The following is a 26,135-nucleotide window of genomic DNA, read 5'->3' as shown; positions in this document are numbered from 1 at the left end:
GATCGGCAATCAGCAAACGACATTGACGATCTTACCGGGAACGACCACCACCTTTTTCGGGGTTTTCCCTTCCAGGTACTTCCCGGCGGCGGGATCGGCCAGCACGGCCGCTTCGACCTCTTTCGGAGACAACGACAGCGACAGTTCCTTTTTAAACCGCATCTTTCCGTTAAACGATACCGGATATTCGAAACTGTCTTCCACGAGGTATTTTTCGTCGTACTCCGGGAAACGAGCATCGAAAACGGAAGTTCCGTGCCCCAATTGTTCCCAGACCTCTTCGGCAAGGTGCGGAGCGAACGGCGCGATCAGCACGACCAGCGGTTCGAGCACCGCGCGTTTCGCGCACTTCTGGTTGCTCAGTTCGTTCAGGCAGATCATAAAAGCGCTGACCGACGTATTGAACGAGAAATTTTCGATGTCTTCGGTCACTTTCCGAATCGTTTTATGCAGCGTCTTCAGCTCCCCGGCCGTCGGTTTTTCGTCGGTCAGAATCAACTTCCCGTCGCGGTCGAAGAACAGCCGCCAGAACCGGCGCAGGAACTTATGCACGCCGTCGATGCCGTTCGTATCCCACGGCTTGCTTTGTTCGAGCGGGCCGAGGAACATCTCGTACATCCGCAGCGTATCGGCCCCGTAATCGCGGACGATGTGGTCGGGATTGACGACATTGTACATCGATTTCGACATCTTCTCGATGGCCCAACCGCAAACGTATTTCCCGTCTTCGAGCACGAATTCGGCGTCGGCGTACTCGGGCATCCATTTGCGGAACGCGTCCAGATCGAGCACGTCGTTGCGCACGATGTTGACGTCCACGTGGATCTCCTGCGTATCGTACCCGTCCTTCAGTCCTGCGGAGACATATTTATTGGTTCCCTTGATCCGGTAGACGAAGTTCGAACGCCCCTGGATCATCCCCTGATTGATCAGCTTTTTGAAAGGTTCCGGCTCGCAGACGCAGCCTATGTCGTACAAAAACATATTCCAGAAACGCGAATACATCAAGTGTCCGGTCGCATGCTCGATGCCGCCGACGTACAGGTCCACGTTGCGCCAGTACTCGTCCGCCTCTTTCGAGACGAGTTCCTTGTCGTTATGCGGGTCCATGTAGCGCAGGTAGTAGGCCGACGATCCGGCGAAACCGGGCATCGTGCTCAGTTCGTACGGATACCCTTCGTCCGTATGCCAATCCTTCGCCCGCGCCAGCGGCGGTTCGCCGTCGGCCGTCGGGCCGAAATCCCGCATCGGAGGCAACTGCAACGGCAGCCGGTCTTCCGACAGCGGACAGGCGACGTCGTCCTTATAATAGATGGGAAACGGCTCTCCCCAGTAACGCTGTCGGCTGAAAATCGCGTCGCGCAGCCGATAGTTGACCCTACGACTGCCGAATCCGCGCTTCTCTATCTCGTCGATCATCGCAGGAATCGCTTCCCTGACATCCATACCGGTCAGGAATTCGGAGTTGATCATTGTTCCGGACTTGGCGTCGTACGACCCGACCGACAGGTCGCCGCCCTCGACCACCGGAACGATCGGCAGACCGAAGTGCTTTGCAAAGGCGTAATCGCGGCTATCGTGCGCAGGCACGGCCATGATCGCGCCCGTCCCGTAACCGGACAGCACGTAATCGCTGACATAAATAGGAATCTCCTTGCCGTTGAACGGATTGATCGCGTAGCCGCCGGTGAACTGGCCGCTCACGCGCTTGGTGTCGGCCATACGTTCCCTTTCGGAACGTTTTTTAGCTTCTTCCAGATAATTTTCGACGGCGTCCTTGTATTCCGGCGCGGTCAGTTTGCCGACCAGCTCGTGTTCCGGAGCCAGCACCATGAACGTAACCCCGAAAATGGTATCCGCCCGCGTCGTAAAGATTTCGAGTTGCTCGTCAAGCCCTTTCAATCCGAAAAACACCTGTGCCCCTTCGCTGCGGCCGATCCAGTTGCGCTGGATCTCTTTCAGTGAATCGCTCCACTCGAGCCGGTCGAGCCCGTCGAGCATCCGCTGCGCATAAGCCGTCACGCGCAGCAACCACTGTTTCATCCGCTTTTGCTCCACCGGGAAACCGCCGCGCACCGACAGCCCGTCCTTCACCTCGTCGTTAGCCAGCACCGTACCGAGCCCCGGACACCAGTTCACCATCGTATCGGCGCGGAACGCCAGCCGGTAATTCTGCAAGACATTCTCTTTTTCGGCCTCGCTCATGACTTTCCACTGAGCTGCCGTAAACGACATCTCCCGGGTGCAGGCTGCGTTCAGCCCCTCGGTTCCCGCCCGCTCGAACGCTTCGACCAGCTTCGAAATCGGCAGCGCCTTGTTCTCGTCATAGCAGTAAAAACTGTCGAACATTTTGAGGAAGGCCCATTGCGTCCAGTGGTAATACCCCGGATCGCAGGTACGCACTTCTCGATCCCAATCGAAACTGAACCCGATCTTATCCAACTGTTCGCGGTAACGGTCGATGTTTTTCTCGGTCGTAACGGCCGGATGCTGCCCGGTCTGGATCGCATACTGTTCGGCCGGCAGTCCGAACGCGTCGTATCCCATCGGATGCAGCACGTTGAATCCTTTCAGCCGCTTGTAACGCGTATAAATGTCCGACGCGATATACCCCAGCGGGTGTCCGACATGCAGCCCCGCCCCCGACGGGTACGGAAACATATCCAGCACGTAGAACTTCGGCCGCGACGGATCGGCTTCGACCTTGTAGGTTTTACGTTCGATCCAGCGTTTCTGCCACTTCTGTTCGATTTCCGCGAAATTGTACTCCATAAGCCCTTATTTTTTGCTTTTCATAATTGTCCGGTAGATGCCTTCGAGGTCGAAACCGCAGATACGGCGCAACTGTTCCTGCGTGCCCTGCCCGATGAAACGGTCGGGAATCCCGAGCAATTCCGCCTGCGGTCTGTAACCGTACGCATTCATAAATTCCAGCACGGCCGATCCGACTCCCCCCGTAACGGTTCCGTCTTCGACGACGACGATCCGCCCGAAACGCCTGCCTACCTCGTGCAAACAGGTCGCATCCAGCGGTTTGGCGAAACGCAGATCGATGTGGGCGGCCGAAACGCCATCGGCCGAGGCCCGTTCCACCGCTTCGGCTACCGTATTCCCCACATGCCCCAACGACAGCACCGCCACATCCGTCCCGTCGCGCAGCCAGCGACCGCGTCCCACCGGGATCTCGCGGAAAGGCTGCCGCCAGTCGGATCTCACGCCCGCCCCCCGCGGATAGCGGATCACGAACGGGCCGCGCCCGAGCGAAGCCGTATACATCAAGTTCCGCAGTTCGACCTCGTCCATCGGCGCCGCGACGGTAATGTCCGGAATCGAACGCATATAGGCGATATCGAACGCTCCCTGGTGCGTGGCGCCGTCCTCGCCGACTAGTCCGGCGCGGTCGAGGCACATCACCACGTTTAACCCCTGCAGCGCCACGTCGTGAATCACGTTATCGTAAGCCCGCTGCATAAACGACGAATAGATGTTACAGAACGGCACCATGCCGGCCGCAGCCAGACCCGCCGAGAAAGTCACGGCATGTCCTTCGGCGATCCCGACGTCGAAACAGCGCTCCGGCATCTCGCGCATCAGGATATTCAACCCGCAGCCGGTCGGCATCGCGGGGGTGATCCCCACGATCCGGTCGTTCGTCCGGGCCAATTCGAGGATCGTCTCCCCGAACACCTTTTGATAAAGAGGCGGCTCGTCGCCGTTGCCGCCGTGGGTCGCACGTTCTCCGGTTTCCGGATTGAAAACTCCCGGCGCATGCCATATTTTCTGATCCCGTTCCGCTGGACTGTATCCTTTTCCTTTGACGGTCAGCACGTGCAGTAATTTGGGACCTTTTATCTCCTTCAGATCCTGCAGCACACGGGTCAGTTGCCCTACGTCGTGTCCGTCCACCGGCCCGAAATAGCGGAAGCGCAAACTCTCGAACAGGTTGCTCTGCTGCAGGAAGCCCTGTTTCAGCGCATTACCCACTTTTTGGATCAGCCGTCTCAGCCGCGGAGTCCGCTCCATATGCGCCCACGCGCGGTTTTTCACGGCATTGTACCGTTTCGAAGTCGAAATGCTCAGCAGGTATTCTTTCAACGCGCCTACGTTCGGGTCGATCGCCATCCGGTTGTCGTTCAAGATCACCAGCAGATCGGTATTGGCCGCCCCGGCGTTGTTCAATCCTTCGAAAGCCAGCCCCCCGGTCAACGCTCCGTCGCCGATCACAGCCACCGCATGCCGCCGCTCGCCGCGCAAGGCCGCCGCCGTCGCGATGCCCAACGCCGCCGAAATGGAGGTCGAGGCATGCCCTCCCCCGAACGCGTCGTAAGCGCTCTCCTCCATCTTCGGGAATCCGCTCAGCCCGTTCAGCTTGCGGTTCATCCGGAAACTGTCGCGGCGGCCGGTGATGATCTTGTGGGCATAGGCCTGATGGCCCACGTCCCAGATCAGCTTGTCGTACGGCGTATCGAACACGTAATGCAACGCGGCGGTCAGCTCGACGACGCCGAGACTCGATCCCAGATGGCCGGGATTCAGCGCGAGCTGCTCGATGATGAACCGACGCAGCTCGTCGCAGTAGCCGACCAGTTCCTGCTGCGAAAGTTTCCGCAGATCGGCCGGAGAATCGATCCGGTAGAGGTATTTGTAGGATGATTCGGTCATTGGGGACCCTAAAAAACAATTTAGACGCAAAGGTAATAAATTACCGGCAAATATCGGCCCGCGGATAGTTTTTGTACATTCTAAATTGTTTTGTATCTTCGTGGCAGATATGCCGGCGGCGGATCGTTCCCGGTTCCGCCACGGACGGCGAAGCCGGCCGCCCAAAAACTTTGGATCTATGAAAAAACTGATTGTCCTCGGTTTGGTTGCCCTGACTGCGTTTTCATGCGTCTCAACCAAAAAATTCAATTCGATGAAAGCCGAAGCGCTGCGCTTGGAAGGGGAACTGACCGCTTCGAAAAGCCGCCTCGAAGATATGGGGGCCTTGAACGACAAACTGACGGCCGAGAAAATGCAGTTGATTGCCGACACCACGCGCCTGTCGAACGACCTGAAGGAGTGTAAGAAACGTTATAAGCAACTGTTGGCCGACGGTTCCGCCGAATCGGCGCGGATGTTGCGCGAACTCGAGGACAAGGAGATGGCGCTGAACGACCGCGTCCGCCGCGTGGCCGAACTCGAAGGGATGCTTAAAAGCCGCGAGGAGGCGATCGACGCCATCCGCCGCAAAGTGACCGACGCGCTGACCGGCTTCGAAGGCAAGGGATTGTCGATCTCGATCCGCAACGGCAACGTATACGTCTCGATGGACGACAAACTGCTATTCCGTTCGGGCAGTTTCGAAATTGACCCGAACGGCGCGCGCGCCGTCCGCGACCTGGCCGAAGTGCTGGCGCAGAACGCCGATATCAACGTGATGGTCGAGGGACATACGGACGACGTGCCCTACCGTCCGAACGGCCAGTTGAAGGACAACCTCGACCTGAGCGCGAAACGCGCCACGACCGTCGTGCGGCTGCTGCTCGAAAACAAAGGGATCGACCCGAACCGCATCATCGCCGCCGGACGCGGCGAATCGCTGCCCGTCGATCCGGCCAAAACGTCCGAAGCGCGCGCCAAAAACCGTCGCACCGAAATCATCCTGACGCCGAAGCTCGACGAGCTGATGCAACTGATGGAAAAACAATAAAAACGAAAACATGTCGATTTATAAACGCGTCCTGTTAAAACTCAGCGGAGAATCGCTGATGGGAGCTCAGAAATACGGTCTTTCTACCGAGGTGTTGAACCAATATGCCGAACAGATCCGAACAGTAGCCGCCACGGGCGTGCAGGTCGGCATCGTAATCGGAGGAGGCAATATCTTCCGCGGGCTGAGCGGAGTAAGCCGCGGATTCGACCGCGTCAAGGGCGACCAGATGGGGATGCTGGCGACCGTTATCAACTCGCTGGCGTTACAGGGCGCGCTCGAAAGCGCCGGAGCGAGAGCCCGGGTACTGACGTCGATCCGGATGGAACCGGTCGGGGAACTCTATACGAAGGCCAAAGCGCTGGAACTGATGGAAGCCGGCTGGATCGTCATCATCGCCGGCGGCACGGGCAATCCGTACTTCACGACCGACACGGCTTCGGCGCTGCGCGGCGTAGAGATCGAAGCGGAGGTACTGCTGAAAGGCACGCGCGTGGACGGCGTCTATACGGCCGACCCGGAAAAAAATCCGACGGCGACCAAATTCGCGGAGATCACGTTCGACGAAGTGTACCGTCGGCGGCTGAAAGTGATGGATCTCACGGCATTCACGATGTGCAAGGAGAACGACCTGCCGATCGTGGTATTCGACATGGACACGCCGGGCAACCTGCAAAAAGTGATCGCCGGCGAACCGATCGGAACGGTCGTGAAAAACGACTGACGTCTCGACGGTCCCTGCCGGGAAATCCCAGCGGCGGCATGATAACGAAAACACGTTTTTGACTTAAAACATACACGGACATGATAGAATCGAAAGAACTTCTCGACGCGGCCCAGGTGAAAATGGACAAAGTCATCGCCCACCTGACCGAAGAACTCGCATCGGTCAGAGCCGGCAAGGCGAGCGTCAACGTACTCAACGGCATCCTGGTCGAATACTACGGCACGCCGACGGACATCTCGCAGGTAGCCAGCATTACGGTGCCCGACGCCCGCACCGTACTGGTGCAGCCGTGGGAAAAGAAAATGATCCCGGTGATCGAGAAAGCCATCCTGGTCGCCAACATCGGCCTGACGCCGTCGAACAACGGCGAGCACATCCGGCTGAACATTCCGCCGCTGACCGAGGAGCGCCGTAAAGAACTGGTAAAACAGATCAAGGCGGAAACCGAAACGGCCCGCGTAAGCCTGCGCGGCATCCGCCGCGACCTGGTCGACGCGTTCAAGAAAGCGCAAAAAGACGGTATGCCCGAGGACGCGGCGAAAGACGGCGAAGAGTCGGCCCAGAAACTGACCGACAAATACGCGAAGAAAGTGGACGACCTGTTCTCCGCTAAAGAGAAGGAGATCATGACGGTCTGACCGGCACTTCGTATCCGGAAAATCACAAAACCGCATTTTTGCATAAATGCGGTTTTTGCATTCGGCACAGAACCGACCGATTAAAAAAAAACAAACGTCTAAAGACACATGAAAAAAATAACGAAACTGTGGGGGCTGCTGTTGATCGCTCCGGCCCTGCTTTCATTCTCGCAGGGAGAAACGCCCTCCGCCGCCGACCGGGACGAAGTGCACCGCTTCATCCGGAACTCGTGGGACAAGACCGTCCGGTTCAACACCGAAGACGAAGGCACCCGCATCGGTCTCCCGTACCGCTACACCGTGCCGAGCATCAGCGGCGCATTCCAGGAGATGTACTACTGGGACACCTATTTCACCGGCGAGGGGCTGATCCTCGACGGGCATGTCGACCTGGCCCGGAGCAACGCCGAGAACATGCTCTACATGGTAGACCGTTTCGGTAAAATGTACAACGGCAACCTGACCGTATTCCAAAACCGTTCCCAGCCCCCGTTCCTGAGCATGATGATCGCCAGCGTCTACCGCAGCACCGGCGACAAGGAGTGGCTGCGCAAAGTGCTGCCGACGCTCGAAAAAGAGTACCGATTCTGGATGAGCGAACGGATCGCGCCGACCGGTCTGAACCGGTACGGGAACGAAGGCACCGACCGGGATAAGATGGATTTCGTCGACATGCTGAAAGTGCGCTTAGGCAGTCGTTTCAAGACGGACGGGCTCTCGCACCAAGAACTGCTGGACGTCGGCTCGCACTACATTGCCGAAGCCGAATCGGGTTGGGATTTCAATCCCCGGTTCCAGACGCGCTGCATGGACTTCTGCCCCGTCGATCTGAACGCGAACCTGTATCTGTACGAAAAGAATTTCGAATTTTTCGCGGATGAACTCGGCGACAAAGCCGCCGCAAAACGGTGGGCGCGCAAAGCGAAAGACCGTAAAAAACTAATCCGCAAGTACTGCCGAGACCCCCGAAACGGCATGTACTACGATTACGACTACGTGAACGGCAAGCGTTCCGACGTCGTTTCGGCGGCAGTGTTCAGCCTGCTGTATGCCGGAGCCGTCCCCATAAAGGACGCTCCGGGGATCGTCCGCGCGCTCGACGCGCTCGAATTCCCGCACGGTATCGCCGCCTGCGAGAACAAAGACTACCCGTACGCCTACCAATGGTCGTACCCGAACGGCTGGGCTCCGCTGCATTTCCTGGCGATCAAAGGCCTGGACAATTACGGTTTCCGCGAGGACGCCCGCCGCATCGCGTCGAAATACGCCGCTACGGTAATCCGTAATTTCCAGAAGACCCGCAACCTGTGGGAGAAGTACAACGTCGTGGAAGGCAACATCAACGTCAGCAACGAATACGAGATGCCGACCATGGTCGGCTGGACGGCAGGCACCTTCGTCTTTGCGACCGATTACCTCGACCGCACCGCCCGCTGAAGCCCTTATTCCGGCACGGAACTTGCTCTTTTCCCGGTTACGGCCCCGGGAGAGAATCGGATAGCTATCATTCTATCTTGGTATGTTTCGTGCATATGATTTTGTTATGTTTTTCTTATTCACTGGTGGTGCAGGTCGCAAAGCCTGTGATTCCCTTCCGGGGCTTTTTTTAACAAAAATAAAAACCTTTCGAACGTAAATTTCGAAAGGTTTTCATTTATTTACTCTTGTTTCGATTTTCTACGGGCCTCGTACCACTCCTGCCGGATTCCCCGTATTTTATTCCGATGCTCGATGATATCGTTTATTTGCGCATGGCGTTTCCGAAAAGCTTTGAACGTATCGACCGACACCTGGTATTTCCTGCAAACCGACACGATCGTCGCGCCGTTACGCAACATCTCGACGATTTCGGCGCAATTCTCGGACAGAATCCGGAACTTCGGGCAAAAACCTTTCCTTCGGCCGAGCTGCACGCCTTCGGCCTTGCGTAGGGCGAGCGCCTCCTTCGTACGCATCGAGATCAGGTTCCGTTCGATCTCCGCCACGAGACCGAAAGCGAAGCACAGGACTTTACTGTTGATCGTATCGTCAAAGGCATAACCGTCCTTGGTCGAATAAAGGGTAATCCCTTTATCCAAACAATGTCCCATGATCGTCATAATTTCCGTAAGCGTTCTGCTCAACCGCGAAATTTCGGTAACGATCAACGTATCGCCGTTTTTCAAACGCCGCAGAATACTTCCCAGCTTGCGGTCCTTTTGATCTTTCTTGCCGCTGACCACCTCCGTCACCCAACGATCGATTTCCATATTCCGGGTCTGGGCGAATCGAAGAATCTCATCTTGTTGATTTGACAGGTGTTGCTTCTCCGTACTGACTCTCAAATATCCAACCACCATAAGTTTTTATTCCAATAAATTTATTTCCACATACCCAACGGGGAAAGCCGGTTTAAATATAGCAAAAAACGGCGTATATACATTACAAAAAGATCGAAATACGGAGGAAAAGACGTTCATTTTTAACTGGTCGTTTTTAATTATCAGATAGATATTTATACTCGCATCGGTAGGTTTTCAACACGCTGATCTGTATTTTTTTATAAGAAATCTATTTTTTAATAAAAAAATTTGTATCTTAGTGGTTAAAGATCAACGTTTGAATCTGTTTGATTGCGATTAACAATCTAAAAACAAGGACATTAAAACATAAATACAAAAACTACTTGCATGTCACACGACTAAAAACAGTATCGGAAACTAATGAAAAGGAAGCGGACGCATGGCGAATAATTAACTTTCAAGGAGTAAAATTTGCCGTATTTTAAACAAAGAAACGATAAGCCGAAGCGATTAAGGGAAGAATGATGTGTCAAGGGTGGAGGATATCGGCATCTTTTATATTCTTTACGTACCGGAAACAAAGAAACTACACATACACTTGTCTAAATATTTCTTTTAACTTGTTTAATTATGAAAAAATTAGTCTTTTCGATTCAAGTATTCATCGTCACACTGCTGGCCGTACAGTTGACCAGTTGCGAGGGTTTCCCCGGACCGGAACCGATCTCGGAGCAATACGCCCGGCCCGAAGAGGTCATCGTACCGGGAGTTCCGGTAGTCAAAGGCGATGGAAAATCGATCTACCAACCCGCCTCTTCGAGCGATTTCCGTTATGCCGCAGCGATGATCGCCAATTCGAACGGCACGATGAGCGCCTGGTTCTCCACTCCGGGAGGAACGACCGGCTCGCTTCCCGCCGCTACCAGTCTGAACGGTTCCGGCGACGGAGGCGGTCCGTACCCCATGCACAGCAACGGCAACAGCGGGGCGATCAAATACACATTCAACCAATCGTTCTACGGATGGATCGTGGACTGTCCGGGATGGAGCACGAATACGGCCTGCTTCCACTGGGAGCTTTACCAATGGAATGACAACTACATTTCAACGGTAAGCGGAACCCCGATCGCCCAATACGACCACATGAACTACGCAGACAACAGCTCGCTGGAGATCAATACGAACAACAGCGGTTACGCCGACGAGACCGGGAACGTCAAATTCCCCGCCGGCACCTACCTGCTGTATATGGAACGCATCTCCGGAACCCCGGGTTGCTGGGGCGCCGGCATCGGGGAAAACATGACCGTATGGCACAATGGCACGGAGTTGAGCGGAACGCAGGCATTCTGGACAAAAGTCCAGTACGTTTCCCCGGCCGACGTAGGTTATTCGGCCCAGATCAGGTATTACACCGCATCGTCGGTAACGAACGATCTCACCTGGTCGGAAGACGATATCGTAGCCGTAGCGCCCACCGACAAAAAAGCCGACAGCTATTATGCAAAAGATCCCGCAGTGGTTAAAATCGGGGACTACTATTATATGGTCTACACGGGCTCGACGACCGTCGTGGAAACCACCGACAACGAACTGTTCGTTGCCCGCAGCGCGACCCCGGACGGGGAAAACTGGGAGAAATGGAACGGAACAGGTTGGGGAGGCGATCCCGCGGCGATCGTAAGCGCTAACCTGACGGCCGAAGAGACCTTCTTCGGCGTGGGAGAAGCCAGCCTGATCGTCAAAGACGGACAGATATACCTGTATTACACTTACAACGATCAGGCTATCGACGTCTACGACATCCACCTCGCCACGGCCAATGCCAGCGATTCAAACTGGCCCGCGGCACTCTCCGACAAAGGGAAAGTCATCGACCGCAATAAATTCGCGGCAAATTCCGTGAGCGGTTGCGATGTCAAATACGTCGAAGAGTTGAACTGTTTCCAGGCCATTCATGGAGTAAATGTCAACGAAGTGAACACCTACCTAGCCATATGGCAATCGACGGACGGCATCACCGGATGGGAACAGATCGGCATCGTCACCGACAATACCCGCGTCCGCCTGAAATATCCGCGGGTCGTAGGCAACGACCAGGGACATGTCACTTCCGCAGTACACCTGCTTACCTATCAGTACGGGATAAGCAGATCGAGCTGGAGAACTTGGATGAGTTCCTATCAATATGCCGAGTAAATCGGACAACCAACAGGGTAAGTGAAGTAAATTAATGGACAGTAGTTTTCGTTTTCTCTTCGGGTAAAAAATCCGGGATTCTCCCCCCAGTAATTCCGGGAATACCCTGTTTATCCGGAGAATTTAAAAGCCGCCCCGAGTGATTCCGGGCGGCTTTTTCATGAGTCGGGCGAACAGGCGTTTCGCAAAACCGGCCGTTGCCGGCAGCGGTTCGCCGTTCGCTCTTTTTTGTCCGGATGCCGCCACCGCCGTTGCACGATAATTGCAGCGCCTTCCGGTCTCAACCGGAGACTTATGAAAAAAAATCTCGCATTCGCCGTTCCGATACTGGTTTGCCTGCTGCTGGGCTATTTCGCCGGACTGATCCAGGCGGATTCCATCCGCGAATGGTATCCGACCCTGCGCAAACCGCCGCTGACGCCGCCGAATATCGTATTTCCCATCGCGTGGGGAATCCTTTACCTGTGCATGGGCATATCCGCCGGACTGATTTACCTTTCCAGCGCTCCGCAGAGAGACTTTCTGATCCGTCTTTTCTGCGTTCAACTGTTCTCGAATTTCATCTGGAGCTACCTGTTCTTCTACCTGCGAAATCCGCTGCTCGGTATGATCGATATTCTGACGCTCGACATATTCGTCATTTACTACCTGATCAAAAGTTATCCGGTCAGCAAAACCGCATCCGTCCTGTTCGCTCCTTATGCGCTGTGGGTACTGTTCGCCACCTACCTGAACGGCTACATCATGCTTACCAATTAGCAGTCCGCGCGCAAATATCCCGCGTCGTCGGGTCGGCGACGCGGGATATTTGCTTTTTATCGAACGACTTACAGGCCGGGATTGATCGCGGAACCGTTGACGTTCGTCCAGTCGGTAATCGTCGGATTGGAGATCGTAATGGCGGTACGGGCAATGCTGACCGCATAAGTGTATTTGGAGCCGGCCGCAAATGTCGTCGTCGTCAGCGACGCCGGCGGAACCGCAATGGCCGAAGTTCCTCCTTCGTTGAGATTGATCGCCAGAGTCGGCGCCTGGCTGTAAGTGCCGGGGAGCACCAGCACGTAAACCGAAGCAGACGTCGCGCTGAGCGTCACGGTCGCGCCCGGCGTCATCGTAGTCGTATTGGTCACGCCGCTGCCCGGCGTGATCGCACCGGTGGAAAGCGCGATGGTCGAATTGCCGTCGGTCGTATAGACCTTATCCGAACTTCCCGCAGCGACCGTAAAAGAGGTCAGCGTCGTGTTCGCCGCGATACTGCTGTTGATGGTGATATCGAACTCGAGCAGCGAGAGCGCATGGGTAAAAACAAGACCGACCGCTCCGGCCGAGCGAAGCACCCCGGAAGAAGCCAGGTTGTTCGAGATCAACAGGTCGAGCGCCGGGTTGACGGTTCCCGTCTGCACATTCAGCGCAGGCACCTTCACCGCCGAAGCCGAACTGTTGCCCGAGGCATAAGGCGAATAAGCGAGAAAAGTATGAGGAGTGGTGGCCGGAGCCCCCCAGTAAATCGGACTGTCGGCGCTCCAAGTCGCGCTCGCGCCGTTCCCGGTCGCGGAAAAGGAAACGTTCACGGCAGCGGGAACCGACTGCGTGCAAAACAGCCCGAGCTGGTCGCCGCTTTTCCACGCCGCCGTGCTGCCGGTAATCGTCGTTTTGGATTCGGGGATAACGTCGGAGACCGGCTTCGAGTCGGCGATTCCGGCCAGGATCGTAATTTGTTGCCCGTCGTCGGCCGTGGGCCGGCATTCGTCGTCGCGGTCGCAGGCGATCCACGCCGCGGCAACCGCCGTCAGGAATAACATCTTTTTCATAACCGATTAATTTTAATGGATAAAACTTTTATTCGATAAATTTATCACCGTGTCCCGCTCGATCGTTACGGGCAATTTCCCCGCAGCGCCGCACGGCTGCGGAACTTTCGTGATGATCCCGCCGATTTTGACATTGTAAACATATTTGGTTCCGGCCGAGAAGGTGTTGTTCGACAGGTTCGCGTAATCCGTATCCTGATTGCTGCCTATCAGCGGGGCAACGGTGAACTTGACAGCCGGCACGGGATTGAGGTATTGTCCCGGAAGCGCCAGCACATAGACCGTCACGGGAATGCTGCCGATCAGCCCGGTCGAAGGGATGCTTTTGGTCAGGGTCTGCGCGTAGACGGAGCTGTTGTTCGCCGCCGCCTGCACGGCGCCGGTTACGAGGTTGTAACCGATCTGGGCGACCGTATTCACGGTATTGACGATGCCGTAACCGGACGATCCGCTCGCCGTATTTCCGCCCCGCAGCGTCAGGCTCTTCAGCGTATAGGTATTGATGACTCCCATCGTAATGTTGAACTGCAACACCGAAAACGCATGTGAAAAAACGAACGCTACCGAGGAACCCGCCGGATAGGCCTGTTGCTTCGGCCCCGTCACGAGCATGTCGCAGGCAACGTCGACCGCCGTCGATACCTGCTGGTTCGCCAGCACCGGCATCGGCACTACGTTGGACTGATTCGACGCATTGTACGGATAGTAAGCATAGAAGGTGTGCGTGGCGGTACGGTTGTACCAGTACATCGGGGTCGTCGTACTCCACGCGCTGCCGTTATAAGAAAAAAGCACGTTACTGCGGCCTGTCAGGGTCTCCTGATGCCGATCCGGTCGCCGGAAACGAACGAAACGGCGCTGCCACTCGCGCTGGTTTTAGATGCCGGGGCCGCCGGGCGAACTCCCCCCGACACTTCGACAGCCAGCTCCGGCACCGGCGGATCTTCCTCCGTCCAACCGGTACATCCCGCCAGGAAAACAACCGAAAAAAGCAGTGCGCGCATCATCCGAGTGAATAACCATGTATTATGATTATAACATAAACGCTGCCAAACCTTACCGGACGACCGCCCCGCCCTCCGGCGGGCTTCGTTGCAAAAAACAATATTTTGAGCTAAATTTGCGGAAGCATACAGAGTACAATTCAATTCAACCGAATCCGGCATGAAATCAAAAATCAAAGTCAATCATCCCGTTGTGGAGCTCGATGGCGACGAAATGACCCGCGTCATCTGGAAATTCATCAAAGACAAGCTGATCCTTCCCTACCTCGATCTGGATATCAAATATTACGATCTAAGCATCCAAAACCGCGATGCCACCGACGACCGGGTTACCGTAGAAGCCGCCGAGGCGATCAAAAAATACAACGTCGGCATCAAGTGCGCCACCATTACGCCGGACGAAGCGCGCGTCCGGGAGTTCGGTTTGAAAAAGATGTGGAAGTCGCCGAACGGCACGATCCGCAACATCCTCGACGGAACGGTCTTCCGCGAACCGATCATCTGCCGCAACGTGCCGCGCCTGGTGCCCGGATGGACCCGTCCGATCTGCATCGGGCGTCACGCTTTCGGCGACCAATACCGCGCGACGGACGTCGTTACGAAAGGTCCCGGCAAACTGACCATGACCTTCACCGGCGAGAACGGAGAGAGCCGGTCGTGGGAAGTGTACGATTTCAAGGGCGACGGCGTGGCGCTGTGCATGTACAACACCGACGCGTCGATCCGCGGTTTCGCTCACGCCTGTTTCAACATGGCCCTCAGCAAGAAATGGCCGCTGTACCTGAGCACGAAAAATACGATTCTGAAAAAATACGACGGCCGTTTCAAAGACATTTTCGAAGAGATCTACCGCAACGACTACAAGCAGCGGATGGACGAGCTGGGACTGGTCTACGAACACCGGCTGATCGACGACATGGTCGCTTCGGCGCTGAAATGGAACGGCGGCTTCGTATGGGCCTGCAAGAACTACGACGGCGACGTGCAGTCGGACACCGTCGCGCAGGGCTTCGGCTCGCTGGGGCTGATGACCTCGGTGCTGGTCACTCCGGACGGCAAGACGATGGAAGCCGAAGCGGCGCACGGCACCGTGACCCGCCACTACCGGATGCACCAGCGGGGCGAGGAGACCTCGACCAACCCGATCGCGTCGATATTCGCCTGGACACGCGGCCTGGCGCACCGCGCCGCACTCGACGGCAACGAAGCCCTGGCGCATTTTTCCCGCGCGCTCGAAGAAGTTTGCGTCGAGACGGTCGAATCGGGCAAGATGACCAAAGACCTGGCGCTGCTGGTCAAGGGGTCGAAAGTTTCCCGCGAAGATTACCTCAACACCGAAGAGTTCCTCGCGGCGCTCGACGACAACCTGCGCAAGAAACTGGCGTAAAATGCGTTCCCCTTCCGTATTGCGGCGGCCCGGCTTCGGAAAAAGCCGGGCCGCCCGTTATATGATACTGCCAAAGTCCTTCGCCGGATTCTCCCCCGGAACGGATTCACAGCCGGTCTTTGTTCCGATAGCGGTAGCGCAGAAACAGAACGCCCGTTACGATCAGCGCGGCGGAGAGTCCCGTATAAAATACGGCGATAAACGTCTCCGGCAGCCAGCGGCACGTCCGAGCCAGGATACCGAACAGAATCATGAAGCACATCACGATCCACCCCTTCGCATCGAAAAACGAAAACGGGCAGTTCCGGTCGCCTTTCCGCTCGATCCGCTGCGTATGTTTGTAAAACAGACGTTTGAAAACCAGGTTGAAGAACAACAGGAACACGACGATCGCCTCCCCCGCCCGGAACAATCCGTAATGGGACTGACTCGCCCACGTGACCACTCCGATCCGCAGAATATTCGCCCCGGCCACGATCCAGACGATCCCGGCCGTCACGAGCAGCGCCCGCCTGTTGACCCCGAACTTACGGGCACGTTTTTCCATAAGCGTTCTTTGTCCGGCAAATTTATCAAATAATCCGCCAAAAACAGCGGGCCGCCGCTCGCAGGCCGCCGCCGGCCGGAGAACGGCAGCCCGGCAAACCGCCCCGTCCCGAAAAGATCGCCCTGCGGACAGCGGGAAAATACAAGCAGGAGGCGGGCGGCTCCCCGTTTTCGGGAAGAATCCGCCGCAAAAATTTTGCAATAATCGAAAAGTGTATTAAATTTGCACGCTGTCCGAAAGAAACGGGCAGTAAAACGGTGGACGTAGCTCAGTTGGTTAGAGCGTCGGATTGTGGTTCCGAAGGTCGTGGGTTCGAGACCCATCTTCCACCCTGTCGGATTTATCCGCAAAAGCGCCTTTAAAAAGGGCGCTTTTTTATTGTCCGGCCTGCCTTACCGCTTCCAACGCGGACGCTGCCCCCGTCCCGCAAAACGCGCCCCATCCAACCCGAACGATTTGTCCGGCAATCCTTTGCCGCCGCCCGATCCGCACGCCGGCCGCCGCGTCCAGCGGCAAACCGGAATTGAAACGTACGGATAATCGCGCCGCCCATATTAAACGAACTCTTCCTTTTTGAATACGAAACGCACAACGGGGCCCGTCCCCATGTCCGACCAGTCGAGAAACTCCAGTTCGACCGGGGTCAGCTTATCGACCAGCACCGGGCGGCCTTCGTGCAGCAGCCACCCGCGCGGTCGGTCGAACGCATAGGGAACCGTAGCGACTTTCAGATACGATTCGTAACGGTCCAGCAGACCGTCCGGGCCGAAATCCCACACGACGACGCCCGGTTCGAAAATCTCGCCCGGAAGCCACGCGCCCGGACGGCGGCCGTCGCTCCAATAGTGCTCGGTACGAAGCAATGCCCAGCGCCCCGACAGCGATACCTCCGCCCGCGGGTGCGCTTCCTCGCGCGTAGCCGGGTGAGGGCCCAGCCCCGTGCGGAGCCATTCGATGCTGTACGCCGGGAAAGCGTAGTGAATCCGCGCGGCCAGTTCGGGACAGATTCCCGTCGCAGGGTCTTTCGCGGCTTCGATCATGTGCGGCCGTTCCAGACCGATGCGGCGGGCCAGCTCGTTCACGCACAACGTTTCGTTTTTAAGTATCGTGACGATGCGATCCCACGAAGGGGATTGAATGATTTTTTTCATAAGGCGAATAGTTAAAAAAACGGATTGTTGCTGCGCCCGATGAAATCCGAAGCTATTCGGAAAAAGGCATAAAAAGAGGGCGCAGGACTACTCCTAACGGCGGTACAGGGAAGCACCTTAGTACAGAAGTGTTGGCCTACGCCCAAGTTAGCCCTATCCGTTTCCGGATAGGACATAACAAGGACTGGCAACTATTATACCTGTACTAAAAACCTCTAATTAAAGAGTTCCCTGTTTCCCGTTAGGCATAAAGAGTTGTTTACCCTTTATAATATCTCCTTCGGCTATGCCGAATCGTAATAGTTCCTTAAAGTCTGCATAATTCTTGCGTTTTAATTTTTAGCTGACGGCAGCGCCGCTGCCCCTCTTAAAAATTTCCGCGCACAGACCTTACGGATTCATACACAAAGATAACGACTCGCATGAAATTTCCAATACGATTTAGACCCCGTCCCCGACGGATCGCCGATTATTTTGCTAATTTTGCGATTATGAAAAAATCGCTCGCATACCTGCCGGAGAACAAACAACGCGACCTGCGCCAGTTGACGGAGATTATCCGTCGGGAAATAGTCGGGTGCGAAATGATTATTCTGTTCGGCAGTTACGCGCGAAATAAGTACGTCGATTACGACCAACGGACGGAATTCGGCGTGCGGACTTACTTTATGAGCGATTACGATATTCTGATCCTGACCGAAAAACGGATCGGCAATACGGAACACGCGCTGTATTCCCGGATCAGATACGAGTTTTTCCAGAACAAAGCCAAATTTTTCCATACCCGTCCGGAGTTCATCAATGAAAGTGTCGGCGAGTTTAACCGCCAGATAGAAAAAAGCCGCTATTTCTTTACCGAAATCAAAGAACAGGGTGTAATGCTTTACGATTCGGGGCGATATAAATTGGCCCGGCGGCACAAACTGGATTACAGCGAAATTCGGGATATGGCGCAGGAATATTTCGACGATAAGTTCAAGAAAGCAAATAGCTTCTTATATTTAGCTTCTTGCGCTCATAAAGTTGATGATTTTTGTATGGCTTCTTTCCAACTTCATCAGGCCGCAGAAAATTTTTTACGGACGATTCCGATGGTTTTTACTTTGTACGGTTACAAAGAGCACGATCTGGAATTTCTGACCGACAAGGCCAGAACGCATAGCTTGGACGTTTGCGGCGCTTTTCCGCGCAACACGTCCGAAGAGGAACGCTTGTTCAAACTGTTACAGGACGCCTATGTACAGGCCCGTTACAATAAAAATTTCGCTGTCACGAAAGACGACATAGACGCGCTGACCGTGCGCGTGGAACGTCTGCGCGATATTACCGAAAAAGTCTGCCGCGACCGCATCGCATTTTACGACAGCGCGAGCCGGAAATAAAAACGTCCCGATAAACGACAAAAGCGAGCCGGCCGATTTTTCGGCCGGCTCGCTTTCGATCAAACTTTCCGGAAGCCTCCGCTACTCGCAAAGCCCCGCCGCGCGCGCGGCTTCGTACAGTTGGTTCATCGCCCGTTCGACCACCGAACGCTGCGTGGCGATATTCATCCGCATCCACCCGCGTCCCTCTTCGCCGAACATCGCGCCTTCGTTGACGCCGATCCCGGCCCGCTCGACCATAAACCGGTAAATCTCCTCATGCGTCATCGGCCATGCGCGGAAATCGAGCCACATCAGGTACGTCCCTTCGGGCGGCACGCACTTTACGGACGGCATTTTCCGATGCAAAAAGTCCGTGACATACCGGATATTGCCTTCGAGATACTCCAGCAGGCGTTCGAGCCACTCGTCGCCGTGCGTATAAGCCGCCTCGAGCGCGACCGTGCCGAAGATATTTCCCTGATCGGCATGTAGTTTGTTAAACTCCTGTTGCAGGCGGCGGCGCAACGCGGCGTCCGGCGTGATCGCCACCGAGGTCGAAAGCCCGGCCAGGTTGAACGTCTTGCTCGGCGCGGTGAACGTCACCGTCCGGCGCGCGAACGCTTCGTCCAGCGCTGCGATATGAATATGCTTATGCGGTTTGTAAACAAGGTCGCCATGAATCTCGTCCGACAGGATCACCACGTCGTGCTTCACGCACAGTTCGCCGATGCGCGTAAGCTCCTCGGCCGTATAGACGCGTCCCGACGGATTGTGCGGGTTCGACATCAGGAAAACCTTCGCCCCGGCGAGCTTGCGGTCGAGGTCGTCGAAGTCGATCCCGAAACTGCCGTCGGCACGCTGCAACAGCGGGTTGTTGACGACCACCCGGTTGTTGAATCGCGTCTGCCGCGCGAACGGATGGTAGACCGGCGGCTGGATCACCACCCTGTCGCCCTCCTGCGTGAAAGCACGCAGCGCGAAAACGATTCCGGCGACCACGCCCGGAGCGAAGTCGATCCACTCCTTTTCCACTTTCCAACCGCTGTGACGCCCCACCCAGTCGATCACCGACCGGAAATAACCGTCCGAACGAAAGGTATATCCGTAAATCGGATGCCCGGCCCGGCGGACGATCGCTTCGGTAACGGCCTCGGGCACTGCAAAATCCATATCGGCGACCCACATCGGAATCACGTCCGCGCGCCCGAACACCTCGTCCCGCGCGTCGAACTTTTCGCAGTCGGTCGCCTCGCGGGAAATGATTTTATCGAAATTGTAATTCATACGCAACTAAATAGATCGCAAAGTTATCATATTTATAAAAAAATAGCTATACCTTTGAACCGTTTAATTGCCGGATGATTTCGATTTGCCCGAAATATCGGGGCGTTATACGTATTACTTTTTATTATTTCATTGCATGAAACCATTCGATCCGAAAAACAGGAAAGGCGCTTACGGGGATTCGCCCCGCCGCGACCGTTCCGGGGACTCCTTCAATCGGGAAGATTCGAGAAGTTCTTCGCACCGGGAAGACGCGCTGTCGTCGTTCTCGAAAGACAAACGCCCGCGCATCAGCCGTCCGACCAAGCCGCACGGGGCATCGTCGGACAATCCGTACGACCGCCGCGGCGACGAACAGCGCCGCTCGTTCAACCCCAATTTCACGAAAGACAACCGGCTGAAAAGCGGCTCCCGCGATCGGGACGACCGTCCCTACGGGAAACCGAAATACGGAGCCAACCGGGACGACCGCTACAACCGCGAAAATCGCGGCGACCGGTTCGACAAAGACGACCGTTACCGCAAAAACGACCGGTTCGAACGCGAAGACCGACCGCAGCGCGACGGCAACCGCTACAACAAGGATGACCGGTTCAACCGCAACGACCGACCCGACCGGTTCGACAAAGACGACCGCTACCGTAAAAACGACCGGCCCGAACGCGAAGACCGGCCGTGGCGCAAGGACGACCGGCCTTCGGGTCCGTACAAACCGCAACGGCGCGACGAATCGCAGCCGTACGGCGAGCGTCCGCGTTTCCAGAAAGACGGCGACCGCAAAGGCGGTTTCGGTAAAAAATGGGATAGAAGCGACAGCTCCCGTGGGGCGCGAACCCACGACTCCCGATTCAAAAAAGACCGGAAAGAAGATTATCCGCGCTACGACGCTCCCAAACCGCAGGGCGCTATCCGCCTGAACCGTTTCATCGCCAATTCGGGCATCTGCTCGCGCCGCGAAGCGGACGACCTGATCACGGCCGGCGTTGTGGCGGTCAACGGCAAGATCGTCACCGAACTCGGAACGAAAGTGAACCCGGAGGACGAAGTGCGCTTCAACGGCGAAATCGTCAAGGGGGAAAAGAAAGTATACATCCTGATGAACAAGCCGAAAGGCTTCGTAACGTCGGTCGAAGACCCGCATTCGGACAAAACGGTGATGGATCTGATCAAAGGAGCCTGCACCGAACGGGTGTATCCGGTCGGACGTCTCGACAAAAACAGCGTCGGGGTACTGCTGTTCACCAACGACGGCGACCTGACCCGCAAACTGACGCATCCGAGCTACAACAAGCAGAAAATCTACCAGGTGACGCTCGACAAACCTCTATCGGAAGAAGACATGACCAAAATCGCCGAGGGAATTACCCTCGAAGACGGGCCCATCTTCGCCGACGAGGTCAGCTATGTCAGCGAAAACCGGAAAGAGGTCGGAATCGAAATCCATTCGGGCAAAAACAGGATCGTTCGGCGTATTTTCGAATCGCTCGGCTATTCGGTGCAAAAGCTCGATCGAGTCTATTTCGCAGGCCTGACCAAAAAACGGCTCAAACGCGGCGGCTGGCGGTTCCTGAGCCCGCGGGAAGTCAGTATGCTAAAGAGCGGCGAATACGAATAAACGGAGCCGAAGATAAAGACCGGGGCCGGGATTGCAATCCCGGCCCCGTCTTATTTACCTTGTCCGGCGACGAAGAATCCGCAACCGCAATCATCGAAGCATACGGACAGCAACGCCCCGTCCCGCCGTTTGGGAGTCCGCTGCGCCTTCCTGTCGAAACCGCTTCACGATTCCTCTCCCGGAGAAATAGGATAAGGTTTTATCGCCAGAGTGTTGCATAAAAAGATTTTTCTGCTTATCTTTGCAAACGATTTTACAAGATGGTTCTCTAGCTCAGTTGGTAGAGCACGACACTCTTAATGTTGGGGTCGTGGGTTCGAGCCCCACGGGGACCACAGGAATAATTTTCAAACGCTTGACTTATAATAAGTCGAGTGTTTGTTTTTTTTGATAGGTACAACATAGGTAAAACATTGCATTTTGTGTTCTGTTAATCTGTAAATAAGTATTCTAAAGATTAATCTTCAATGAATGGAAGATTTCGAGCATTATTTACGAATCGAAAAAACTTGGGACAAATATGACTTACAGATGCATGGTTTATCTTAAAAAATATCCCATCGAAGACGTTTTGTCGCTCCTGAATCGGGCGCGTTTGTTTTGGGTTTCGTAATTTCCGGAAATAATTATTTGCGGATTTCGGGAATTCGGGGTTACTTCGAATCACAACAAAACGAAATTTTTCAAATTATGACAGAGAATATTGGTTATAAGCTGAAACGACTTCGCGAAGACAATCAGTTTTCCGTGGAAGATTTAGCGGTTCAATCTGGGGTTCAACAATCTCAAATTGAACAGATTGAGACCGGTAAGATGCTGCCGTCGCTGGCGACGCTGATCAAACTGTCGCGGACGTTGGGCATTCGTCTGGGCACTTTTCTCGACGGAATGGAATGCCCTGAGCCTACGTTGACTCACCGGGAACAGCAGACGCCTCAGTTGTCGGTACACCTGTCCAAGGGAAACGGCTCTGATATCGAGCACCTCAAATACCGTTCGCTGGCCGAAAACAAGACCGACCGCAACATGGAACCCTTTATCATTAACGTGGAATATACCGATCCCGACGAGATGTCAGCTTTGTCGCACCACGAAGGCGAGGAGTTCATTTACGTGTTGGACGGGAGCGTCGAAGTGCGTTACGGTAGTGATAAATACGTTGTGAACCAAGGGGAAAGCATCTATTTCGATTCGATCGTTCCTCACAATATTTCAGTGCAGGCGCCCGGTGAAAAAGCCAAAATCCTGGCGGTGGTTTACACGCCTTTTTAAAAGGTTGGATTTCGTAGAAAATGGAAAAACAAGAATTGATCGACTATACCGTCGGGGGCATTCTTGAGAAATACGTAGCGGAAGATCCGGATCATGAGTTCATGATTTATCCGGACCGCGGGTTGCGGTTTACTTACAAGGAGTTCGACGAACGGGTCAATATTTTTGCAAAAGGGTTGCTGTCGATCGGGGTGACCAAGGGCAGCAAAGTCGGCGTATGGGCGAAAAACGTGCCCGACTGGATGACGTTCATGTTTGCGACCGCCAAGATCGGGGCCGTACTGGTGACCGTCAATACGAACTACAAGAACGCCGAACTCGAATACATCATGAAAAACGCCGATATCCATACGATGTGTATGGTGAACGGCTACCGCGACAGCGACTATGTGCAGATCCTGTACGACCTGGTTCCGGAACTGAAGACCACGCAGCGCGGAAAGCTGCGCAGCGAGAAGTTTCCGGAGTTGAGGAACGTGGTTTACATCGGACAGGAGAAATTGCGCGGCATGTACAATACTTCCGAACTGATGAAGCTCGGGACGCTGGTCGGCGACGACGAGCTCGAACGGGCCAAGTCGCGGGTGGACTGTCACGACGAGATCAATATGCAGTATACGTCCGGGACGACCGGATTCCCGAAAGGGGTGATGCTGACCAGTCACAATATCTTGAACAACGGGCTGACGATCGGCGACCGGATGCATTTTACTGCGGCCGACCGACTGCTGATTTGCGTGCCGCTGTTCCATTGTTTCGGCTGCGTGCTGGGGGTCTGTTCGGTGATTACGCACGGTTCGACGATGGTGATGGTCGAGGATTTCGATCCGCTGAAAGTGCTGGCGTCGGTGCACCGCGAACGCTGTACGGCGCTGCACGGCGTGCCGACGATGTTCATCGCCGAGCTGCACCATCCGATGTTCGATATGTTCGACCTGAGTTCGCTGCGTACCGGGATCATGGCCGGCGCGCCCTGCCCGATCGAGACGATGAAGCAGGTGATGGACAAAATGTACTGCAAGGAGATCATCAGCGTATACGGCCTGACCGAAACCTCGCCCGGTATGACGGCTTCGGCGACGACCGATTCGATGGAGATTCGCGCGACGACCGTCGGGCGGGCTTTTCCGAACGTCGAGGTGAAGGTGCTCGATCCGCAAACCAACGAGGAATGTCCTCCGGGGACTCCCGGCGAGATGTGCTGCAAGGGGTACAACATCATGAAAGGGTATTACAAGAATCCGGAAGCTACCGCTGCGATCATCGACGAGAACGGTTTCCTGCATTCGGGCGACCTCGGCGTAATGGATGAAAACGGCTATTTCCGGATCACCGGGCGGATCAAGGAGATGATTATCCGCGGCGGCGAGAACATCTATCCGCGCGAGATCGAGAATTTCCTGTACAAGATGCCGCAGATCGAGGCGATCGAAGTGGCCGGTATCCCGAGTCCGAAATACGGGGAACAGGTGGGCGCTTTTATAAAGATCAAGGAAGGCTGTACGCTTACCGAAGAGGAGGTTAAACTCTACTGCCGCGGGCAGATCGCCCGGTATAAGATTCCGAAATACATCTTTTTCGTCGAAGGTTATCCGATGACGGCGAGCGGCAAGATCCAGAAATACCGCCTGAAGGATATCGGACTCGATTTGTTGAAAGAGAAGGGGATCGATGTGGTTTAGTCCGGAGACGGAAATTCCGCGTCAAAGGATTGATTTTATAAAAGGAAGGAATTTATCGGTAGTAAAAAACGAAAGAGGCTGTCGCACTGAGCGACAGCCTCTTTCGTTTTTGTATCGTGCGGACAATTATTCGTTCCAGATCTCCCATGCTTTTTCGGCCTGCCCGACCAGCATGTCGTAACCGTTGCGGGTTGCAGCCCCCTGCGCCGCGCCGCGCTTCAGAAATTCGGTGACTGCCGGGTTGTATACCAGGTCGAACAGGAAATGCCCGGCGCCGAGGGCTTCGTACGGCAGGACGGGACAGCCTTCCGCGTTCGGGAAAGTGCCCAGCGGCGTGGCATTGACGATCAGCCGGTGAGCGCGTACGATCTCTTCGGAGAGGTCGCCGTAGGTGTACGCTCCGTTTTTTCCGTCGCGCGATACCGCGTCGAAAGCGATGCCGAGTTGTTCGAGCACGTATTTCACGGCTTTCGAAGCGCCGCCCGTGCCGAGTACGAGCGCCTTTTCGGGGCGGACGTTGCCCAGCAGATTCAGCAGCGAACGGCGGAATCCGTAAGCGTCGGTATTGTAACCGGTCAGGCCTTCGGGCGTAATCTTTACGCAGTTCACCGCGCCGATCGCCCGTGCTTCGTCGCTCAGGCCGGACAGATACGGGACGATCGCTTGTTTATACGGGATCGTGACATTGAATCCGCGCAGGCCGGGCGTTTGCAATACGGTTTCGACGCCTTCGATCGTTTCGATCGGAAAATTCCGGTAGGCGCAGTCGGCGATTCCTGCGGCGGCGAATTTATCGGTAAAATAGCGTTGTGAAAACGAGTGTCCGAGCGGATACCCGATCAGTCCGTACAGTTTCATGTCAGAAAGCGTGTTTGATGGCGAAGAATCCGCCGATCAGCAGAACGGTGAATACCAGCGCCAGCCAGTTGAAATATTTGTCGATAAAACGTTTGATCGGCTCCCCGTATTTCCATATCAACCAGCTAATTAAGAAAAAACGCAGGCCCCGGCTGACGACCGATGCGACGAGGAAGACCGGAAAGTCGATCTTGAACACTCCGGCGGTGATCGTGATCAGTTTGTAGGGGATCGGCGAGAATCCGGCGGTGAATACGACCCAGAAGTTGTACTGGTTGTACATCGCGCAGATTTTGTCGTATTCCGTGTGGGTGAATCCGGGAATGATCCGGAAAAAGAAATCGGCGATGGCGGTGAATTCCCCGCCCGGGGTCTGCCACAGGTAGTGTCCGATGGCGTATCCGGCCATGGCGCCGAGTACCGAACCGATTGTGCAGATCAGCGCGTAGCGGAACGCTTTGGCGGCGCATCCGAGTCCCAGGGCGATCAGCAGGACGTCGGGAGGAATCGGAAAAAAGCTGGATTCGGCGAATGCGAGGACGAACAGTGCGGCCGCTCCCCAGCGGCTGTCGGCCCAGCCGAGCACCCAGTTGTAGGTTTTTTTCAGAATATTCATGCCGTG

The 26,135-nt window shown here is 55.4% G+C and carries 22 protein-coding genes and 2 tRNA genes; 13 read left to right on the top strand and 11 right to left on the bottom strand.

Annotation, left to right across the window (positions count from 1 at the left end; all coding sequences use genetic code 11):
* Positions 1 to 9: 9 nt before the first annotated feature.
* On the bottom strand, positions 10 to 2,772 hold the full coding sequence (gene leuS / locus PGR91_RS01030) for a leucine--tRNA ligase (RefSeq protein ID WP_055205210.1): 2,763 nt from the start codon (positions 2,770 to 2,772) through the stop codon (positions 10 to 12).
* A 6-nt stretch (positions 2,773 to 2,778) separates the two neighbouring features.
* On the bottom strand, positions 2,779 to 4,662 hold the full coding sequence (dxs, locus tag PGR91_RS01025; RefSeq protein WP_055205209.1) for a 1-deoxy-D-xylulose-5-phosphate synthase: 1,884 nt from the start codon (positions 4,660 to 4,662) through the stop codon (positions 2,779 to 2,781).
* Between the two features lie 178 nt (positions 4,663 to 4,840).
* On the opposite strand from dxs, the gene PGR91_RS01020 reads away from it, so the two are divergent.
* The 4 genes from PGR91_RS01020 (at position 4,841) to PGR91_RS01005 (ending at position 8,494) form a co-directional block, all read left to right on the top strand.
* Positions 4,841 to 5,692, top strand: a complete 852-nt coding sequence (locus PGR91_RS01020; RefSeq protein WP_228385751.1) for an OmpA/MotB family protein — start codon at positions 4,841 to 4,843, stop codon at positions 5,690 to 5,692.
* A 10-nt stretch (positions 5,693 to 5,702) separates the two neighbouring features.
* Positions 5,703 to 6,416 (top strand): UMP kinase, encoded by a 714-nt coding sequence (gene pyrH / locus PGR91_RS01015; RefSeq protein WP_270399104.1) that lies wholly within the window; start codon positions 5,703 to 5,705, stop codon positions 6,414 to 6,416.
* 80 nt (positions 6,417 to 6,496) lie between these two features.
* On the top strand, positions 6,497 to 7,057 hold the full coding sequence (frr, locus tag PGR91_RS01010; protein WP_153497806.1) for a ribosome recycling factor: 561 nt from the start codon (positions 6,497 to 6,499) through the stop codon (positions 7,055 to 7,057).
* 108 nt (positions 7,058 to 7,165) lie between these two features.
* A complete protein-coding gene (locus PGR91_RS01005; protein ID WP_101571679.1) occupies positions 7,166 to 8,494 on the top strand; it encodes a trehalase family glycosidase in 1,329 nt (442 codons plus the stop codon).
* Positions 8,495 to 8,715: 221 nt separating this feature from the next.
* Here PGR91_RS01005 and PGR91_RS01000 read toward each other — a convergent pair whose 3' ends face one another.
* Positions 8,716 to 9,396 (bottom strand): recombinase family protein, encoded by a 681-nt coding sequence (locus PGR91_RS01000; protein WP_101571677.1) that lies wholly within the window; start codon positions 9,394 to 9,396, stop codon positions 8,716 to 8,718.
* Between the two features lie 573 nt (positions 9,397 to 9,969).
* Here PGR91_RS01000 and PGR91_RS00995 point away from each other — a divergent pair.
* Positions 9,970 to 11,538, top strand: coding sequence for a hypothetical protein (locus PGR91_RS00995; protein WP_270399103.1), 1,569 nt, complete (start codon positions 9,970 to 9,972; stop codon positions 11,536 to 11,538).
* A 294-nt stretch (positions 11,539 to 11,832) separates the two neighbouring features.
* Entirely contained in the window at positions 11,833 to 12,297 is a 465-nt protein-coding gene (locus tag PGR91_RS00990; protein ID WP_118655376.1) for a TspO/MBR family protein, read from the top strand.
* 68 nt (positions 12,298 to 12,365) lie between these two features.
* On the opposite strand, the gene PGR91_RS00985 is transcribed toward PGR91_RS00990, so the two are convergent.
* The 3 genes from PGR91_RS00985 to PGR91_RS00975 are packed head-to-tail and all read right to left on the bottom strand — an operon-like array spanning position 12,366 to position 14,356.
* On the bottom strand, positions 12,366 to 13,349 hold the full coding sequence (locus tag PGR91_RS00985; RefSeq protein WP_101571673.1) for a fimbrillin family protein: 984 nt from the start codon (positions 13,347 to 13,349) through the stop codon (positions 12,366 to 12,368).
* A 12-nt stretch (positions 13,350 to 13,361) separates the two neighbouring features.
* Complete coding sequence (locus PGR91_RS00980) at positions 13,362 to 14,144, bottom strand: fimbrillin family protein (RefSeq protein ID WP_182424189.1); 783 nt, start codon at positions 14,142 to 14,144, stop codon at positions 13,362 to 13,364.
* A gap of 14 nt (positions 14,145 to 14,158) precedes the next feature.
* Positions 14,159 to 14,356 (bottom strand): hypothetical protein, encoded by a 198-nt coding sequence (locus PGR91_RS00975; RefSeq protein WP_147387349.1) that lies wholly within the window; start codon positions 14,354 to 14,356, stop codon positions 14,159 to 14,161.
* A 157-nt stretch (positions 14,357 to 14,513) separates the two neighbouring features.
* Here PGR91_RS00975 and PGR91_RS00970 point away from each other — a divergent pair, with 157 nt between their 5' ends.
* Positions 14,514 to 15,740, top strand: coding sequence for an isocitrate dehydrogenase (NADP(+)) (locus PGR91_RS00970; protein ID WP_055205202.1), 1,227 nt, complete (start codon positions 14,514 to 14,516; stop codon positions 15,738 to 15,740).
* A gap of 106 nt (positions 15,741 to 15,846) precedes the next feature.
* Here PGR91_RS00970 and PGR91_RS00965 read toward each other — a convergent pair whose 3' ends face one another.
* Positions 15,847 to 16,287, bottom strand: a complete 441-nt coding sequence (locus PGR91_RS00965; RefSeq protein WP_101571667.1) for a hypothetical protein — start codon at positions 16,285 to 16,287, stop codon at positions 15,847 to 15,849.
* A gap of 256 nt (positions 16,288 to 16,543) precedes the next feature.
* Between PGR91_RS00965 and PGR91_RS00960 the strand changes: the two genes are divergently transcribed.
* Positions 16,544 to 16,619 (top strand) — tRNA-His (locus tag PGR91_RS00960).
* Between the two features lie 222 nt (positions 16,620 to 16,841).
* Here PGR91_RS00960 and PGR91_RS00955 read toward each other — a convergent pair.
* Positions 16,842 to 17,438 carry a hypothetical protein gene (locus PGR91_RS00955; RefSeq protein ID WP_118655370.1) on the bottom strand — a complete coding sequence of 199 codons (597 nt, stop codon included), beginning with the start codon at positions 17,436 to 17,438 and terminating at the stop codon, positions 16,842 to 16,844.
* 491 nt (positions 17,439 to 17,929) lie between these two features.
* On the opposite strand from PGR91_RS00955, the gene PGR91_RS00950 reads away from it, so the two are divergent.
* Positions 17,930 to 18,820 (top strand): HEPN domain-containing protein, encoded by an 891-nt coding sequence (locus PGR91_RS00950; RefSeq protein WP_118655368.1) that lies wholly within the window; start codon positions 17,930 to 17,932, stop codon positions 18,818 to 18,820.
* An 81-nt stretch (positions 18,821 to 18,901) separates the two neighbouring features.
* On the opposite strand, the gene PGR91_RS00945 is transcribed toward PGR91_RS00950, so the two are convergent.
* Positions 18,902 to 20,086 (bottom strand): MalY/PatB family protein, encoded by a 1,185-nt coding sequence (locus tag PGR91_RS00945; protein WP_118655366.1) that lies wholly within the window; start codon positions 20,084 to 20,086, stop codon positions 18,902 to 18,904.
* A 136-nt stretch (positions 20,087 to 20,222) separates the two neighbouring features.
* Here PGR91_RS00945 and PGR91_RS00940 point away from each other — a divergent pair, with 136 nt between their 5' ends.
* The 4 genes from PGR91_RS00940 (at position 20,223) to PGR91_RS00925 (ending at position 24,655) form a co-directional block, all read left to right on the top strand.
* On the top strand, positions 20,223 to 21,701 hold the full coding sequence (locus tag PGR91_RS00940) for a pseudouridine synthase (RefSeq protein ID WP_118655364.1): 1,479 nt from the start codon (positions 20,223 to 20,225) through the stop codon (positions 21,699 to 21,701).
* 262 nt (positions 21,702 to 21,963) lie between these two features.
* A tRNA-Lys gene (locus PGR91_RS00935) sits at positions 21,964 to 22,036 on the top strand.
* 355 nt (positions 22,037 to 22,391) lie between these two features.
* Positions 22,392 to 22,973: a helix-turn-helix domain-containing protein gene (locus PGR91_RS00930; protein ID WP_055203493.1), complete on the top strand. Its 582-nt coding sequence runs from the start codon at positions 22,392 to 22,394 to the stop codon at positions 22,971 to 22,973.
* 20 nt (positions 22,974 to 22,993) lie between these two features.
* The gene (locus PGR91_RS00925; protein WP_216645965.1) at positions 22,994 to 24,655 is read left to right on the top strand and encodes an AMP-binding protein; all 1,662 of its coding nucleotides are present in this window, start codon (positions 22,994 to 22,996) and stop codon (positions 24,653 to 24,655) included.
* 126 nt (positions 24,656 to 24,781) lie between these two features.
* Here the strand turns inward: PGR91_RS00925 and PGR91_RS00920 are convergent, their stop codons facing one another.
* Positions 24,782 to 25,513, bottom strand: a complete 732-nt coding sequence (locus PGR91_RS00920; RefSeq protein WP_118655362.1) for a shikimate dehydrogenase family protein — start codon at positions 25,511 to 25,513, stop codon at positions 24,782 to 24,784.
* Position 25,514: 1 nt separating this feature from the next.
* Positions 25,515 to 26,129 carry a YqaA family protein gene (locus tag PGR91_RS00915; protein WP_055202421.1) on the bottom strand — a complete coding sequence of 205 codons (615 nt, stop codon included), beginning with the start codon at positions 26,127 to 26,129 and terminating at the stop codon, positions 25,515 to 25,517.
* Positions 26,130 to 26,135: the final 6 nt, after the last annotated feature.

The organism is Candidatus Alistipes pullistercoris (assembly GCF_027665465.1).
GTDB classification, from domain to species: Bacteria; Bacteroidota; Bacteroidia; order Bacteroidales; family Rikenellaceae; genus Alistipes_A; species Alistipes_A hominis.
Note: the sequence above shows the minus strand (reverse complement) of the source record. Positions and strands in the feature narration are given on the sequence as shown.

Excerpts from the sequence above, each read along its gene's own strand:
- PGR91_RS00915 (WP_055202421.1), bottom strand. The coding sequence starts at position 26,129 with ATGAATATTCTGAAAAAAACCTACAACTGGGTGCTCGGCTGGGCCGAC.
- PGR91_RS00930 (WP_055203493.1), top strand. The coding sequence starts at position 22,392 with ATGACAGAGAATATTGGTTATAAGCTGAAACGACTTCGCGAAGACAAT.
- PGR91_RS01005 (WP_101571679.1), top strand. The coding sequence starts at position 7,166 with ATGAAAAAAATAACGAAACTGTGGGGGCTGCTGTTGATCGCTCCGGCC.
- pyrH (WP_270399104.1), top strand. The coding sequence starts at position 5,703 with ATGTCGATTTATAAACGCGTCCTGTTAAAACTCAGCGGAGAATCGCTG.
- PGR91_RS00995 (WP_270399103.1), top strand. The coding sequence starts at position 9,970 with ATGAAAAAATTAGTCTTTTCGATTCAAGTATTCATCGTCACACTGCTG.
- PGR91_RS00965 (WP_101571667.1), bottom strand. The coding sequence starts at position 16,287 with ATGGAAAAACGTGCCCGTAAGTTCGGGGTCAACAGGCGGGCGCTGCTC.
- PGR91_RS00920 (WP_118655362.1), bottom strand. The coding sequence starts at position 25,513 with ATGAAACTGTACGGACTGATCGGGTATCCGCTCGGACACTCGTTTTCA.
- PGR91_RS00985 (WP_101571673.1), bottom strand. The coding sequence starts at position 13,349 with ATGAAAAAGATGTTATTCCTGACGGCGGTTGCCGCGGCGTGGATCGCC.
- PGR91_RS00950 (WP_118655368.1), top strand. The coding sequence starts at position 17,930 with ATGAAAAAATCGCTCGCATACCTGCCGGAGAACAAACAACGCGACCTG.
- PGR91_RS00990 (WP_118655376.1), top strand. The coding sequence starts at position 11,833 with ATGAAAAAAAATCTCGCATTCGCCGTTCCGATACTGGTTTGCCTGCTG.
- PGR91_RS01000 (WP_101571677.1), bottom strand. The coding sequence starts at position 9,396 with ATGGTGGTTGGATATTTGAGAGTCAGTACGGAGAAGCAACACCTGTCA.
- frr (WP_153497806.1), top strand. The coding sequence starts at position 6,497 with ATGATAGAATCGAAAGAACTTCTCGACGCGGCCCAGGTGAAAATGGAC.
- PGR91_RS01020 (WP_228385751.1), top strand. The coding sequence starts at position 4,841 with ATGAAAAAACTGATTGTCCTCGGTTTGGTTGCCCTGACTGCGTTTTCA.
- PGR91_RS00970 (WP_055205202.1), top strand. The coding sequence starts at position 14,514 with ATGAAATCAAAAATCAAAGTCAATCATCCCGTTGTGGAGCTCGATGGC.
- dxs (WP_055205209.1), bottom strand. The coding sequence starts at position 4,662 with ATGACCGAATCATCCTACAAATACCTCTACCGGATCGATTCTCCGGCC.
- PGR91_RS00955 (WP_118655370.1), bottom strand. The coding sequence starts at position 17,438 with ATGAAAAAAATCATTCAATCCCCTTCGTGGGATCGCATCGTCACGATA.
- PGR91_RS00975 (WP_147387349.1), bottom strand. The coding sequence starts at position 14,356 with ATGATGCGCGCACTGCTTTTTTCGGTTGTTTTCCTGGCGGGATGTACC.
- PGR91_RS00940 (WP_118655364.1), top strand. The coding sequence starts at position 20,223 with ATGAAACCATTCGATCCGAAAAACAGGAAAGGCGCTTACGGGGATTCG.
- PGR91_RS00925 (WP_216645965.1), top strand. The coding sequence starts at position 22,994 with ATGGAAAAACAAGAATTGATCGACTATACCGTCGGGGGCATTCTTGAG.
- leuS (WP_055205210.1), bottom strand. The coding sequence starts at position 2,772 with ATGGAGTACAATTTCGCGGAAATCGAACAGAAGTGGCAGAAACGCTGG.
- PGR91_RS00945 (WP_118655366.1), bottom strand. The coding sequence starts at position 20,086 with ATGAATTACAATTTCGATAAAATCATTTCCCGCGAGGCGACCGACTGC.